We start from the raw sequence: 13,585 nt of genomic DNA on the forward strand, positions 1-13,585 counted from the left end.
ACCGACAAGGCGCACACCCCTACGATCTGACGACCCGTCAGCCAAGCAGGGGGCCGAAGTGACCGACACCGCGCACGCCCTGGGCTCCGCCCGCACTCTCTGGGAACTCCTCGACCGCCGCGCCGCCCTCACCCCGGACCGCCCGGTGTTCCTCCAGGAGGACCGCGCGATGACGTTCGGCGGCCTCCGGGACGCCGCCGAACGCACGGCGGCCGGCCTGTACGGCAGGGGCGTGCGCCCCGGCACGGTCGTCGCCTGGCAGCTCCCCACCCGGATCGAGACGGCCGTCCTGACCTTCGCCCTCGCCCGCCTCGGCGCCGTCCAGAGCCCCGTGATCCCCTTCTACCGCGACCGCGAGGTCGGCTTCGCCCTGCGCGAGTCCAAGGCCGAGTTCTTCGCCGTGCCGGGCGTCTGGCGGGACTTCGACCACGGCGAGATGGCCCGGCGGCTCGGCGCGAAGGGGGTCTTCGAGGCGTACGACGCGCTGCCCGCCGGAGACCCGGCCGTGCTGCCGCCGCCGCCCGGGGACGGTTACTCCGTTCGGTGGATCTACTGGACCTCGGGAACGACCTCGGACCCCAAGGGAGTTCTCCACACAGACCGTTCGCTCATCGCCGGCGGGGCCTGCCTCGCCCACGCACTGCGCCTGTCGGAGACGGACGTGGGGTCGATGGCCTTCCCGTACGCCCACATCGCGGGGCCGGACTACACGGTGATGCTGCTGCTCTACGGCTTCCCGGCGGTGATGTTCGAGCGGTTCGCGCTCCCCGAGGCGCTCGAAGAGTTCCGGCGGCACGGCGTGACGGTGGCGGGCGGGTCGACGGCGTTCTACTCGATGTTCCTCGCGGAGCAGCGCAAGTCCCCGGGGGCGAAGGTGATCCCGACGCTGCGGCTCCTCGCGGGCGGCGGAGCGCCGAAGCCGCCGGAGGTGTACCACGCGGTGGTCCGGGAGATGGAGGTGCAGCTGACGCACGGATACGGCATGACGGAGGTCCCGATGATCACGATGGGATCGCCGGACGACACGGCGGAGAACCTGGCGACGACGGAGGGGAGGCCCCCGGAGGGGATGGAGATACGGATCGTGGACGGCGAGGTGCGGCTGCGCGGCGAGGCGGTCTGCCAGGGGTACCTGGACCCCGCCCAGAGCGCGGAGGCGTTCGACGCGGACGGCTTCCTGCGCACCGGCGACCTCGGGTACGTCACCGGTGACGGGCACCTCGTCCTCACCGGGCGGCTCAAGGACGTCATCATCCGCAAGGGCGAGAACGTCTCCGCGAAGGAGATCGAGGACCTCCTCGCCGCGCACCCCGGCATCGGCGAGGCGGCGGTGGTGGGGCTGCCGGACGCGGAGCGCGGGGAGTTGGTCTGCGCGGTGGTCGAACCGGCGTCCGCCGACACCGCGCCGGACCTCGCGGGCGTCGTCGCCTACCTCCGGGAGCAGGGCCTGTCGGCGCACAAGCTGCCGGAACGCCTGGAGGTGGTGGACGCGCTGCCGCGCAACGAGACGCTGCGGAAGGTCCTCAAGTACAAGCTGCGGGAGCGGTATTCGGGGAGTTGAGGAGAGGCCGGTGTGATCAACTGTCCGGCGTGGAGGCATTGGCGGCGAGTCTCGTGGCGGTCCTGGGGACCCTGCTCGGTGCGGGGGTGACCCACCGGTTCCAGGTGCGCGCGGCCGAGCGCGCGGAGCGTTTCGCGCACGACGAGCGGCTGCGCCAGGAGCGGATGGACGCGTACGCCGCGTACGCGGGAGCGCTGGTGACCTACCGGCGGGTGCTGCTGGACCGCTGGTTCCGGCTGCACGTGGACAACGCGCCGGAGGAGTCGCACCGGGCCCGCATGGAGGGGTACACCCTGCGGACGACGGCCCAGGAGGCGCTGTTCCGCGTACAGATGCTGACACCGGACGAGGCGCTGGTGGCACGGGCCCACGAGGCGCTGGAGCTGATCGACCAGCTGCACAGGGCTCCCGACCGGCTCGAACTGGACGCCCGCCGCGACATCACGCGCGCGGCGGTCACGGCGTTCGTGACCGAGGCCGGACGGACACTGTGACACCCGGCGTCTCCACACCGGTGCCCGACGCAGAAAGAATCCCTACGCCGAGACCTGGCTGGGTTCGTCCTCCGTCGTCGCCTCGTCCAGCGTGCCGTACACGTCGAACAGGCGGCGTACACCGAGCGCGCCGAAGACCTTGTTGACGTGGGCGTCCTGGCCGCCGCCGGCGGGGAGGACGAGGCGCAGGCGGCCCCCGCAGGAACGCAGGAGGCGGCGGGCCGCGATGAGGACGCCGACGCCGCTGGAGTCGCAGAAACGGACGCCGGAGAGGTCGAGGACGAGGAGGTGTCGGCCCTCGGCCACCTCGTCGTGGACCCGTCGGCGCAGGCTGGTCGAGGTGACCAGGTCCAGTTCGCCCGACACGTGGAGCACGGCCCAGCGGCCACGCTCCTCACCGGTCACTTTGATCGCCACCACCACGCCCTTCGCTCGCCGGTACGGAAGCGGTCGTTCCCCGGAAGCGGTCCCTTCGCTTCCCTTCGCTCCCTGCACCGCGGCTGCCCAGCGGCCGTTCCCCGAAACGCCGGGGCGGAAACGGGAACCGGAAGAAGGAGGCTTGTTCCCATCGGGTCATGTCCGGGCCGTACAGGTCATGAAGCGATCAAATTCGATCGCGACTTGATCATTCCGGAACGGGGTAGGCGACGACCGGAGGGCCCTTTATCACCTCGCGACGGGTCAGGGGCGCACAATGCGACAAACGAGCGTGCGTTGTCGGAGGCGCCGACTACATTCGAGGTGAAGGCAGACACGGGTAGAGGGGGCCGCATGGCGAAGAAGGACGCACTGCCCCGCTGGGACCGCAAGATGCAGCAGCGGCTGGCACGCGGCGAGGCGGCGGCGCTCGGCGAGCTGTACGACCGGTTCGCTTCACTCGTGCACGGCCTCGCCCACCGCGTGCTCGGAGACGAGCGGGGAGCCGACCGGATCACCCGCGAAGTGTTCACCCACGTGTGGGAGCACCCCGACGCCTACGACCCCAAGCAGGGCCCGCTGCGCACCTGGATCGCCGGCCTCACCCACCGCCTCGCCGTCCAGCACCTCCGCGACACCGGCACCGCCGATCTGGCGCACGGCCCCGGCACCGACCCCGGCTCCGGCTCGGGCCCCGGCACCCCCGAGGACCTCGAACACCGCGTCCGGCACGCCTCGGTGGCCGCCCGCGCGGACTACATCGTCCAGTCCATGCCGGCCCCCCTGCGCACCGCCCTCGAACTGGCCTACTTCCAGCGCCGGGACTACCGCCAGACCGCCGCCGACCTCGGCGTCACGGAGGACGAGGCCCGCCGCCGGCTCCGCCTCGGCCTCCAGCTGCTGTCCACGGCCCACGACAGCGCGGCCCCCGGAGCCCCGCCCGGCTACGGAGGTGCAGCATGAGCAGCGCCGACCGGCACGCCGAGAACCCCTTCGACCCGGCCGGCCACCACCGCTCCCCCGGCCAGCCGCCACCCCGGATACCGCTGCCGCGCGCCGCGGCGGAGGACGGCGGCGCGTACCCCGCGGGCGCCGAGGCCGACTTCGGCGCCGGGACCGTCGTACGACAAGAAGGCGGGGACGTCCCCGTGCCGCAACCTCCTCTGGAGCACCCGGTGCTCAAGTCACTGCTGGGCGCGTGGGCGCTGGCGGCCTGTTCCGCCGAGGAGGCCGAGGCCGTCGAGGAGCATCTGGGCGGGTGCGGGGTCTGCGCGGACGAGGCGCGGCGGCTGCGGGAGGCCGTCGGGCTGCTCCAGCGGCCCGAGCCGCTCGACCTCGACCCCGGGCTGCGCACCCGCGTCCTCGCGAGCTGTCTCGAACGGCGCCCGCCGCGCATCCCCGTGCCGGACTGGTCCCTGCCGTACGACGCGGAGGCCGCCCGGCTCGACGCGCTGCTCCAGGACTTCGGCGACTCCGAGTGGCACGCGCCCGTGCGGCTGCGGTGGTTCGAGGGGGAGCGGCGGGAGAGCCGGCGGACGACGGTCGCCGGGGTCATCGCGCATCTGCACGCGGTGGACGGGATGATCGCCGTCGCCCTCGGACTGGACGACCCGGTCCAGAGCGAGGAGCCGCTGACCGGGGCCGTCGAGCGGACCGAGTTCGCCTGGCGGACGTCCCGGTTCCCGCACACCCGTACCGCGCGGGGGCCCTGGCGGGCGCAGGTCCACGACATCGTGCGGACCGCGTCCTTCACGGGCGGCTCCGCCGGGGGGCTCGGGGTGTCGTACGGCGCCTTCGAGCTGCCCCTGCGCGACGCGCTGCTCGACCGGGCCTTCGAGTGCTGGGTCCATGCGGACGACATCGCGCAGGCCGTGGACTATCCGTACGATCCGCCCGCGCCGCGTCATCTGCGGGCCATGATCGGGCTGGCGGCGCGGTTGTTGCCGGGGGCGTTGGCCGAGCGGCGGCTCGCGGGGCTCGCGGCGCCCGGTCGTACCCGTCATCTCGTGCCCGCCGGGCATCCCGGGCGGAGCCTGCGGCTGGAGATCGAGGGGCTCGGTGGGGGTGAGTGGTTCATCCCGCTCGACTCGCCCGCGGCGGTGGGGTCCGCGGAGTACGAGGTCGCGCACATCGCGTTGGACGACGTGGAGTTCTGTCAGCTCGCCGCCGGGCACATCGCTCCGGAGGAGGCGGCTGTGGGGCAGGTGGGGGATCGGGAGGCGATCAGGGATGTGCTGTTCGCTGCGGCGGCGTTGAGCAGGATGTAGGGGGCCTCTGGTTCGTTGGCGGCTGCGGGTGCGTTGTGGCTTGTCGCGCAGTTCCCCGCGCCCCTAAAAGAATGCGGGTGCGTCGCCGTTTTTTGCTTTTAGGGGCGCGGGGAACTGCGCGAGCAACCACATACAACCCGCAGCCGACCTACTACGCGAACACCACCGTGCGTCGGCCGTTCAACAAAATCCTGCGTTCCGCATGCCACTTCACCGCACGCGCCAGCGCCTGGCACTCCACGTCGCGGCCGATCGCCACGAGCTGGTCCGGCGTGACGCCGTGGCCCACGCGCTCGACCTCCTGCTCGATGATCGGCCCCTCGTCGAGGTCGGCCGTCACATAGTGCGCCGTCGCCCCGATCAGCTTCACGCCGCGGGTGTGCGCCTGGTGGTACGGCTTCGCGCCCTTGAAGCTGGGGAGGAAGGAGTGGTGGATGTTGATGATCCGGCCACTGAGCTGCTTGCAGAGGTCGTCGGAGAGGACCTGCATGTAGCGCGCGAGGACGACCAGCTCGACGTCCTGCTCGCGGACGATCTCCAGGAGGCGGGCCTCCGCGTCGGCCTTGGTGTCCTTGGTGACCGGGATGTGGTGGAAGGGGATGCCGTACGACCCCACCAGCTCCGCGAAGTCCGTGTGGTTGGAGACGACCGCCGCAATCTCGACGGGCAGGGCGCCGGTGCGGGCGCGAAAGAGGAGGTCGTTGAGGCAGTGGCCGAACTTGCTGACCATCAGGACGATGCGGGTCTTCTCGTCGGCCCGGTTGATCTGCCAGTCCATGTGGAAGGAGTCGCCGATCGCGGCGAAGCTGGCGCGGAGTTTGTCGAGGGTGACGGGGGCTTCGGCGGAGAAATGGACGCGCATGAAGAACAGGCCCGTGTCGTGGTCCCCGAACTGCTGACTGTCCTCGATGTTGCACCCGGTCATGAACAGGTAGCTGGACACCGCGTGCACGATGCCCTGCTTGTCGGGGCAGGAGAGGGTGAGGATGTACTGCTGGGCGGGGGTGGACTGCGCGTTCATGGGCACAGGGTCCCATACGTGCGCCCAGGAGCTCGGGGGGTTCCAGTGGGTGGGCGAGTGCGGGTGCGTCGTGGCCGTTCGCCAAGCCACAACGCACCCGCAGCCGCCAACGAACCGGCCCCCCTAAACCGCCCGCGTAACGATCCGCAACACCTCCAGCGTCTGCGGCGCCCCCTCCGGGTCCTCCCCGTCCGCGACGGCCATCCGGACGTGTGCGTCGCGGCAGGCGCGGACCGCCTCGCCCCAGCCGGGGTGTTCGAGGTAGGCGGAGACGAGGGCGTCGGGGCCGACCTGGTGCATGATGCGCAGGACCCGCAGGACGGCGGTGTCGACGAGGGCCGCCTCCTGGGAGTCGCGGAAGATCGTGCCCACGTATTTCTCGGCGGACCAGTTGTCCAGCCAGGTGTCCTCGACGAGGCGGTACACGGCGTCGGTGACGTCGCCGTACCCCTCGGCGCCGGTGAGCCAGACGTTCCGCTGGAAGACAGGATCGGAGAGCATGTGCAGCGCGGAACGCACATTGCTGCGCCAGCGCCACCACGGCATGTCGTTGAGTGGCATGACGCCCATGGTGGATGAGCGACGGCCCCGACGGGAAGGGTTCTCCGGTCCTTGCAAGGTCATGAATCATATGATCGCCGACACCTCTCCCCGCCCCATCGCCCACCCCCACCCCACCCGGCCCGCGCAATTCACCTCCGTGTCACCTCACGTTGACCACGGGTCACTCCCGAGTTGGGGATGTGGCGGAAGCGTGTGTGCCCATGACCGGCAGGCGACGCACGCGCAGCACCTTCCTCCCCAGGACCGGCCGCTTCACGGGGTCCGTCAGAGCCGGCACGTCCGTCAGGGCCGGAGCGGCGACCCTGCTGGCCGGCGCCTCACTCGTCGCCGGCTGCGGAGTCGTCCCCGGCACCTCGGGCGACGCCGAGGACGGCCCCGTCACCGTCATGACCTGGGCCCCCCAGGACACCGGCGCGACGAACAAACCCGGCATGCCCGCGTTCGCCCAGGCGTACGCCCGCTGGATCAACGACAACGGCGGCCTGGACGGCCGGACCCTCAAGGTCCTGACCTGCAACGACCGTAACGACTCGGTCGGCGCGGCGAAGTGCGCGCGCACCGCCGTCAAGGAGGGCGCGGTCGCGGTCGTCGGCTCGTACAGCCAGTACGCGAAGTCGTTCTTCCCGCCGCTGGAGGGCGCGGGCATCCCCTACATAGGCGGCTACGGCGTCACCGAGAACGAGTTCACGAGCCCCCTGTCGTACCCGGTGAACGGCGGTCAGCCCGCGCTGCTCGCGGGGCTCGGGGAGGAGCTGGCGAAGACCTGCGGACGCGTCACGCTGGTGCGGCCCGACACGATCGCCGGGGACACCCAGCCGGTGATGCTGGACGCGGGCCTGGAGAGCGGGGACCACGCGGGGTCGGCGGACCAGCGGGCCGCGGAGGACGCGACGGAGTACTCGACGGCGGCCGAGGCGGCGCTCAAGGAGGCGACCGGCGGGTCGTCGGCGAAGAAGGGGTGCGTGGTCCCGGCGCTCGGCGACCGCACCAGCATCTTCATGGACTCCTTCCGCCGGGTCCGGGACGAGTACCCCGAGGTGCGCACCGCGTCCGTGCTGGGCAGCGTCGACCAGCCGGAGATCGACTCGACGGGCGGGGCCGACGGCCCCTACGAGGGGTCGTACGTCACCGGCTGGTACCCCGTCGCGAGCGACAAGCGGTGGGACGAGATGAAGAAGATCATCAAGGAGGAAGCTTTCTCCGACACCCGGATCGACGCGGAGGACACGGGCGTCCAGACGACGTACCTCGCGTTCACGGTACTCAGGCAGGCCGTCGAGTCACTGAAGGGCAAGAGCGTGACGGCCGACTCGCTGAAGAGCGCTCTGGACGACGGCCTCAAGGTCGACACCGGCGGGCTGACCCCCACCCTGAGCTGGGAGTTCTCCGGCCGGCTCGGTTCCGTCGGCTTCCCCCGGATGGTCAACGCGGACGTCACCCTCCAGATCGTCCGCCAGGGCCGCCTGGTCGCCGCCCGCACGGACTTCGTGGACGTCACGAAGTCCCTCCAGGAGGCCAGCCTCCGCTGAGGCCGGCCCGCTAGAGCTGCGTCGGCTGCCGCTCCGTCAGCCCGTACTTCTTGGCGATGACGTTCCACAGCGCCGCGGCCTTGGCCTTCTGCTGGGTCGCGGTGCCGCTCTCCTTGTTGCCCTGCGCGGTCTCGGACGTCGTCCGCGCCTGGCCCTTGCGGCAGCCCTTCTTCTTGTCGGCGACCTCGTCGGCCCAGGCGGCGTAGTGGTCGTCGGCGGCGGCGGACGCCTTCCACGCCTTGGTGAGGGCGTCGGTGAGGGCCGCGTGGTCGGGGAGCTTGTCGACGGAGAGCGCCGACAGTTTCGTCACCAGTTCGTTGCGCTGCCCGGCCGCGTCGCGCAGATCGGCGGCGGCCTGCTCCAGGTTGTCGCACGACTTGACGTCGGCGACCGCCTGGATGACCGTCGCCCGGCTGCTGCCGCTGTCCGCGAGCAGCTTGTCGAGCGCCTGCGCCTGGCCCTCGGCGCCGTCCCCGGCCGCCGCGCCGGTGCCCTGGCCGGCGTCGGCCGACGCCGCCACGTTCGTGCTGTTGGCCTTCGCGTCGTCGCCGCCGCTGCCCATCAGGGCCCCGGCGCCTATCCCGACGGCCGCGAGCGCGACGCCCGCCGCCACGATCAGCGGCACCTTGGAGCGGCTGCGGCCACCCCGGCCGCGCCCGCCGTCGTCGTACGGCTCCTGCGGGGCGTACGTCGCGGGGCCCGGCTGCTGGGGGTGGCCGTAGCCGGGGCGGGGGCCGCCGTAGGTCTGCTGCGGGGGGACCGTGCGGGTGTCGGGGCGGGGCGGGGTGGCCGGGGTGTCGCGGAAGAGGTTCTCGAAGCCCGCCGGGGGGCTGCCGTCCGCCGGGATGGGCGGGATGACCTGGGTGGGGGCGGAGTCGGCGCCCGGGTAGTGGCCCTGACCGGACTCGGGGGGCAGGGCGCCCGGGGTGATCGGGGGGAGGAGCTGGGTGGCGCCCTCCTCGACGGCGGGGACCGGCGGAAGGTACTGCGTGGCCCCCTCGGAACCCGGGAAACCTCCGGGCTGCGCCCCCGGGAAAGTTCCGGGAGAACCCTGGAATCCCCCTGAGTCCGGGTATCCGCCGTCCGCCGGGACCGGCGGGATGTACTGGGTGGCGGCCTCGTCCATCGGCGGCAACGGGGTGCTCTGGCCATAGGCCGCGCCGGGCTGTCCGTACGACTGCTGGGAGTACGCGCCCGACTGGTCGTACGAGGGGGTCTGGCCGTACGTCGGCATGTGGTCGTACGACGGTGTCGGCGCCCCCTGGCCGTACGTCACCGGGGACTCGCCGCCCTCCGGTGGGAGCGGCCAGCTCTGGGTCGGCGGCTGGGACGGCTGGGCCGGCGGTGGGGTCCAGCCCTGGCCGGCCACCGGCGTCGGGTCGGGCTGCGGGTCGTAGCGAGGAGCCGGGGGAACCGCCGACGCGCCCGTCATGCCCGGCAGCAGCGGCTCACCGCCGTCGGAGGGCAGCACGATGCCTTCGCGCGCGAACCGCGCCGAGGGCTCCTCGCCCTGTCCACTCTGCGTCACCGAAACTCCTCCGAACGGGGGACTTCACGACAGTCGTCGGCCCACGCTACCGGGTCCCCGGAATCCCGGACCACACAGCTCGGACCGTGACCTGCCGCCTTGTGACGTCGCTAACAGGGCGCCGGCCGCCGTACTCGTCGGTACGGCGGTCCCGCGTCGGATCAGGCCGCCGTCTGGAGGTCGAGGCGCGCCCCGAACTCCCGGACGACGGGCTCGTCCCGGTAGGGCTCCAGGCGTTGCTGGAGGTCGTCGAGGTACTCCGCGCCCCGGTTGGAGCGCAGGGTCTCCAGCAGTTCGACCGCCTTGAGGCCGGTCGTGCACGCCTGCTCGATCTCGCGCTGCTGGACCTGCGCGGTGGCCAGCAGGACGTACCCGATGGCGCGGCGGCGCGCGCGGCTCGGGGGGTGGCCGGCGAGGGACTGCTCCGCGCAGCGGGCGGCGGCCTCCGCCTGGCCGAGGTCGCGGTGGCAGTGGGCGAGTTCGTCGGCGAGGTACGCCTCGTCGAAGTGGGCGATCCACGGCGGATCGTCCCCGGTGTCGGTGTCGGCGGCCTCCAGCGCGGTGATCGCGCGGGTGGACGACAGCTGCGCCGCGCGGACGTCGCCCAGCAGGGCGTGGCCGCGGGCCTCGGCGGCGTGGAACATCGACTCCGCGCGCGGGGTGACCCGGCCGCGCGTGCCCTCCTGCGCCGCGCGCGCCAACTGGGCGATCTCGCGCGGGTTCCCGAGCTGCGCGGCGAGGTGGCTCATGGACGCGGCGAGGACGTACCCGCCGTAGCCTCTGTCCCCCGCGGCCTGCGCGAGCCGCAGCGACTGGATGTAGTACCGCTGCGCCAGGCCCGGTTGACCGGTGTCGACGGCCATGTACCCGGCCAGCTCGGTCAGTCGGGCGACCGCCGCGAACAGGTCCCGCCCCACCGCCTCCCGGTAGGACCCGGCGAGCAGCCCGGAGACGACGCTGTTGAGGTAGTGGACGACGACGGGGCGCACATGCCCGCTCCCGTACTGGTGGTCGAGGTCGACGAGGGCCTGCGTCATGGCGCGGACGGCGGCCACGTCCGACTGTCCGACGCGCGGCCCCGCCGAGCGGGCGACCTGCGCGTCCGGCGCCGAGATCAGCCAGTCACGGCTGGGCTCGACCAGCGCGGACGCGGCGACGGAGGACCCGGAGAGGAAGTCGCGCCGGCCGACGTCGCTGCGCCACAGCTCGCAGACCTGCTCGATGGCGCCGAGGACGGTCGGGGAGAACTGGAGGCCGACGCCCGAGGCGAGGTTCTTGCCGTTGGCCATGCCGATCTCGTCGATCGTGACCGTACGGCCGAGTTTGCGGCCCAGCGCCTCGGCGATGATCGCCGGTGCCCTGCCCCGCGGTTGCTGTCCGCGCAGCCAGCGGGCCACGGACGTCTTGTCGTAGCGCAGGTCGAGACCGTGCTCGGCCCCGCACATGTTGACCCGGCGGGCGAGCCCGGCGTTCGAGCACCCCGCCTCCTGGATGAGCGCCTGCAACCGTTCGTTCGGCTGCCGCGCGACAAGCGGCCTTGCGGCCATGGTGTAACCCCCTGTGGCTGCGGTGCCTGCCACGCACCGATTTATCGTGGTTGTCGTGTCTTCCACCGGCCGGCTCCGGGTCGTCACCGAAAAAATCCGGCCGTGAAGATCAGTGCCCCACGAACATGACGAAAATGCGGGACTTGTGAGGATTGCCGGAGCCTCGCTCAAGTGCCGGGCGGAGTCCTCCCCCCAGCGTGACTCCCCGTTCCCCCCGATTTGTGCCTACCCGTTCCCCGGCGCTTTCCTGCCACGCGCCCCCGGACGTGCACCCATGCGCCCCGAAGGCCGAACCGGTGCTCTCCCCCGCGCACTTGAACATCCGTCAGAGCCGTGCGAGAGCCCGCTTCCGCCCAGGCTTTCGGGCACGCGTAACCCCTCGTGACCGCTAGAGTTGTGCTCACCGTGGAAGAGACCATTGCCGGCGTCGCCGAAGCCACCCAAATCCCGAAGCAGCGCGGGGAAACGCTGCTGGAAACCGCCGTCCGCTATGCCGAGGAGCGTCATTGGGACGTGTTCTCCGGCACCTGGCTGGAAGCCGTCGACGGAGTGCAACGCTGCTCCTGCGGTGACGCCAAGTGTGCCGCTCCCGGCGCACATCCCGTGCGCCCCGACTGGGCGTCCCAGGCGACGGGGAGTGCGACCGTCGCCCGCAGGATGTGGCAGAAGCAGCCCAGCGCCGCCATCCTGCTGCCCACCGGGCGGACCTTCGACGCGATCTCCGTGCCGGAGACGGCGGGGTTCCTCGCGCTGGCGCGGATGGAGCGGATGGAGCTGACCCTCGGGCCCGTGACGCTCTCGCCCGACGGGCGTATGCAGTTCTTCGTGCTGCCGGGGGCTTCGGTGAAGGTCCCGGACCTGCTGCGGCGGATCGGCTGGTCGATCGGGTCCCTCGATCTCGATGTGCTGGGGGAAGGGGCGTACGTCGCCGCTCCGCCCACGCGGTTCGGGTCGCGGGCGGTGCAGTGGGCCTGCCGGCCGACCGCCGCGAACCGGTGGCTGCCGGATGCGGAGGAGTTGATCTCACCGCTCGCGTACGCCTGTGGGCGGGATCGGTAACTGCGGTTCTTCTGCCGGGTGTTGGCCGGTATTGGCCGCGGGCGGGGGGCGTTGGAGTTTCATCGAACCGGTCGGGCCGTGAGGCCCGGCCGAGGGAGTCTTGGGGCGGGGCGGGGCTGGGGGTGGGCGGCTGAAAGTGGGGGGTGGGGGTGGATCGGTTCGGGTGACGGCGGGGCGGGTGGGGGCGGTTCGGGGCGGGGTGGTTCGGATTGGGGCGGTTCGGATTGGGGCGGCTCGGATTGGGGCGGTTCGGATTGGGCTTCAGGTGGGGGCGGTTCGGGTTCGGGTGATGGCGGGTTGGGTGACGGCGGCCCAGGTGACGGCGGCTCAGGTGACGGCGGGTCGGGCTGCTGGAGTGGTGGGGGCGTGCGGGCCGTGTCCGGTGGTTCTCGGGGTGTTGCCGTGAACCGTGGGGGCGTCGGTTTCACTTCGCCGGTTTCGTCGCCCTCGTGCTTCCTTCACGTCCCTCGCGTCCCTCACTTCCCTCGCTCACACCCCTCACTCCACTCCGCTCACTCCGCGAACGCCCCGTCCAGGAACGGTTCGATCGCCGCGCGCCAGCCCTCCGGCTGGTCGTAGTGGACGAGGTGGCCGGCGTCGGGGACCTCGGCGTACTGGCCTCGGGGGAGGACGCGGACCATCTCCTGGGCCTCGGCGCGGCCGAGTTCGCCGTCGAGACCGCGGACGACGAGGGCGGGGCACTGGACCTGGGTGAGTTCCTCCCAGTGCGCGTCGTAGACCCAGGTCTCGCGGGACTTGAGCATCTGCTCGGGTTCGAAGACGGGGCGCCAGCCGTCACCCGACTCGTGCATCACCTCGGCGTAGAACGTCCCGCGCGCGGGGTTGGGGCGCTCGACCCAGGGGTCGTCCTCACCGAACCACTTGCGGACGTCGGCGAGGGTGGCGAAGGGGAGGGGCCAGGACTTGAACCAGTCGGCCCACTCCCGCTGGGAGGCCGCTCCGAGCGCGGACGCCCGCATGTCGCAGACGACGAGCCCCCGGACGAGATCGGGCCGCTTGGCGGCGAGCTGCCACGCGGTGAGCGCTCCCATCGCGTGCCCGACGAGAACGGCGGGACCGAGCCCGAGCTGCTCCAGCGCCGCCTCCGCGTCCTCGACGTACGCCTCGCGGGTGAACGCGGCCTCCGGGGGCTTCTCGCTCTGGCCGTGCCCCCGCTGGTCCAGCGCCACCGCGCGGTGCCGGCCGGAGAGCCAGCGGGCGGTGGACGCCCAGTGCGAGGCGCGCCCCATGAGGCCGTGCAGTAAGAGGACACCGGCCCCGGCGCCACCGGCCAGGACATCGCCGGTCACGACGCCACCCGGCCCGGCGTCACCACCCGCGGCCCCACCGGCCCCGGCGTCACCCGAAAGAGCGCCCCGCACACCGCCCTCTCCCGGGACGGCACCCCGTCGCGAGCCCTCGCCCGCACGCGCCCCCTGCCCGTCCGCCGCGAGACCCGGCCCCCGCCCGGCCTCCTCCGGCGCCCCCGGCTGGTCCGGAATCGGCTTGGGCGGATCACCGAACTCCCAGGCCACGAGGCGTACCCCGCCGGCCCCGGTCACCTCGATGCGTCGCGCCATCGGTCCTGGCACCCCCCT

Annotated in this window: 12 protein-coding genes; 6 read left to right on the forward strand and 6 right to left on the reverse strand. The window is 72.3% G+C overall.

Features of this window, described 5'->3' with window-relative positions; all coding sequences use genetic code 11:
* Positions 1–58 precede the first annotated feature (58 nt).
* A complete protein-coding gene (locus tag ABZX85_RS34095; RefSeq protein ID WP_355877382.1) occupies positions 59–1,561 on the forward strand; it encodes an AMP-binding protein in 1,503 nt (500 codons plus the stop codon).
* Between the two features lie 29 nt (positions 1,562–1,590).
* The gene (locus tag ABZX85_RS34100) at positions 1,591–2,055 is read left to right on the forward strand and encodes a hypothetical protein (RefSeq protein WP_355877384.1); all 465 of its coding nucleotides are present in this window, start codon (positions 1,591–1,593) and stop codon (positions 2,053–2,055) included.
* Between the two features lie 42 nt (positions 2,056–2,097).
* Here ABZX85_RS34100 and ABZX85_RS34105 read toward each other — a convergent pair whose 3' ends face one another.
* On the reverse strand, positions 2,098–2,478 hold the full coding sequence (locus ABZX85_RS34105) for an STAS domain-containing protein (protein ID WP_355877387.1): 381 nt from the start codon (positions 2,476–2,478) through the stop codon (positions 2,098–2,100).
* Positions 2,479–2,826: 348 nt separating this feature from the next.
* Here ABZX85_RS34105 and ABZX85_RS34110 point away from each other — a divergent pair, with 348 nt between their 5' ends.
* Together ABZX85_RS34110 and ABZX85_RS34115 are read left to right on the forward strand one after the other, a co-directional pair.
* The gene (locus ABZX85_RS34110) at positions 2,827–3,435 is read left to right on the forward strand and encodes a sigma-70 family RNA polymerase sigma factor (protein ID WP_355877390.1); all 609 of its coding nucleotides are present in this window, start codon (positions 2,827–2,829) and stop codon (positions 3,433–3,435) included.
* The gene (locus tag ABZX85_RS34115) at positions 3,432–4,739 is read left to right on the forward strand and encodes a zf-HC2 domain-containing protein (RefSeq protein WP_355877392.1); all 1,308 of its coding nucleotides are present in this window, start codon (positions 3,432–3,434) and stop codon (positions 4,737–4,739) included. The genes ABZX85_RS34110 and ABZX85_RS34115 overlap by 4 nt, the downstream gene beginning before the upstream one ends.
* 151 nt (positions 4,740–4,890) lie before the next feature.
* Here the strand turns inward: ABZX85_RS34115 and purU are convergent, their stop codons facing one another.
* Complete coding sequence (purU, locus tag ABZX85_RS34120; RefSeq protein ID WP_355877394.1) at positions 4,891–5,760, reverse strand: formyltetrahydrofolate deformylase; 870 nt, start codon at positions 5,758–5,760, stop codon at positions 4,891–4,893.
* A 123-nt stretch (positions 5,761–5,883) separates the two neighbouring features.
* Positions 5,884–6,384, reverse strand: coding sequence for a hypothetical protein (locus ABZX85_RS34125; RefSeq protein WP_355877396.1), 501 nt, complete (start codon positions 6,382–6,384; stop codon positions 5,884–5,886).
* A gap of 140 nt (positions 6,385–6,524) precedes the next feature.
* Here ABZX85_RS34125 and ABZX85_RS34130 point away from each other — a divergent pair, with 140 nt between their 5' ends.
* Complete coding sequence (locus ABZX85_RS34130; RefSeq protein ID WP_355877399.1) at positions 6,525–7,853, forward strand: ABC transporter substrate-binding protein; 1,329 nt, start codon at positions 6,525–6,527, stop codon at positions 7,851–7,853.
* A 10-nt stretch (positions 7,854–7,863) separates the two neighbouring features.
* On the opposite strand, the gene ABZX85_RS34135 is transcribed toward ABZX85_RS34130, so the two are convergent.
* Together ABZX85_RS34135 and ABZX85_RS34140 are read right to left on the reverse strand one after the other, a co-directional pair.
* Positions 7,864–9,381, reverse strand: a complete 1,518-nt coding sequence (locus ABZX85_RS34135) for a hypothetical protein (RefSeq protein WP_355877402.1) — start codon at positions 9,379–9,381, stop codon at positions 7,864–7,866.
* A 161-nt stretch (positions 9,382–9,542) separates the two neighbouring features.
* Positions 9,543–10,928, reverse strand: coding sequence for a transcriptional regulator (locus ABZX85_RS34140; RefSeq protein ID WP_355877405.1), 1,386 nt, complete (start codon positions 10,926–10,928; stop codon positions 9,543–9,545).
* A 396-nt stretch (positions 10,929–11,324) separates the two neighbouring features.
* On the opposite strand from ABZX85_RS34140, the gene ABZX85_RS34145 reads away from it, so the two are divergent.
* A complete protein-coding gene (locus ABZX85_RS34145) occupies positions 11,325–11,987 on the forward strand; it encodes a bifunctional DNA primase/polymerase (RefSeq protein WP_355877408.1) in 663 nt (220 codons plus the stop codon).
* A 512-nt stretch (positions 11,988–12,499) separates the two neighbouring features.
* Here the strand turns inward: ABZX85_RS34145 and ABZX85_RS34150 are convergent.
* Positions 12,500–13,567, reverse strand: coding sequence for an alpha/beta hydrolase (locus tag ABZX85_RS34150; protein WP_355877411.1), 1,068 nt, complete (start codon positions 13,565–13,567; stop codon positions 12,500–12,502).
* Positions 13,568–13,585: the final 18 nt, after the last annotated feature.

The organism is Streptomyces sp. NPDC004539, assembly GCF_040610055.1.
Lineage (GTDB): Bacteria > Actinomycetota > Actinomycetes > Streptomycetales > Streptomycetaceae > Streptomyces.

Excerpts from the sequence above, each read along its gene's own strand:
- ABZX85_RS34110 (WP_355877390.1), top strand. The coding sequence starts at position 2,827 with ATGGCGAAGAAGGACGCACTGCCCCGCTGGGACCGCAAGATGCAGCAG.
- ABZX85_RS34115 (WP_355877392.1), top strand. The coding sequence starts at position 3,432 with ATGAGCAGCGCCGACCGGCACGCCGAGAACCCCTTCGACCCGGCCGGC.
- purU (WP_355877394.1), bottom strand. The coding sequence starts at position 5,760 with ATGAACGCGCAGTCCACCCCCGCCCAGCAGTACATCCTCACCCTCTCC.
- ABZX85_RS34125 (WP_355877396.1), bottom strand. The coding sequence starts at position 6,384 with ATGACCTTGCAAGGACCGGAGAACCCTTCCCGTCGGGGCCGTCGCTCA.
- ABZX85_RS34130 (WP_355877399.1), top strand. The coding sequence starts at position 6,525 with ATGACCGGCAGGCGACGCACGCGCAGCACCTTCCTCCCCAGGACCGGC.
- ABZX85_RS34140 (WP_355877405.1), bottom strand. The coding sequence starts at position 10,928 with ATGGCCGCAAGGCCGCTTGTCGCGCGGCAGCCGAACGAACGGTTGCAG.
- ABZX85_RS34150 (WP_355877411.1), bottom strand. The coding sequence starts at position 13,567 with ATGGCGCGACGCATCGAGGTGACCGGGGCCGGCGGGGTACGCCTCGTG.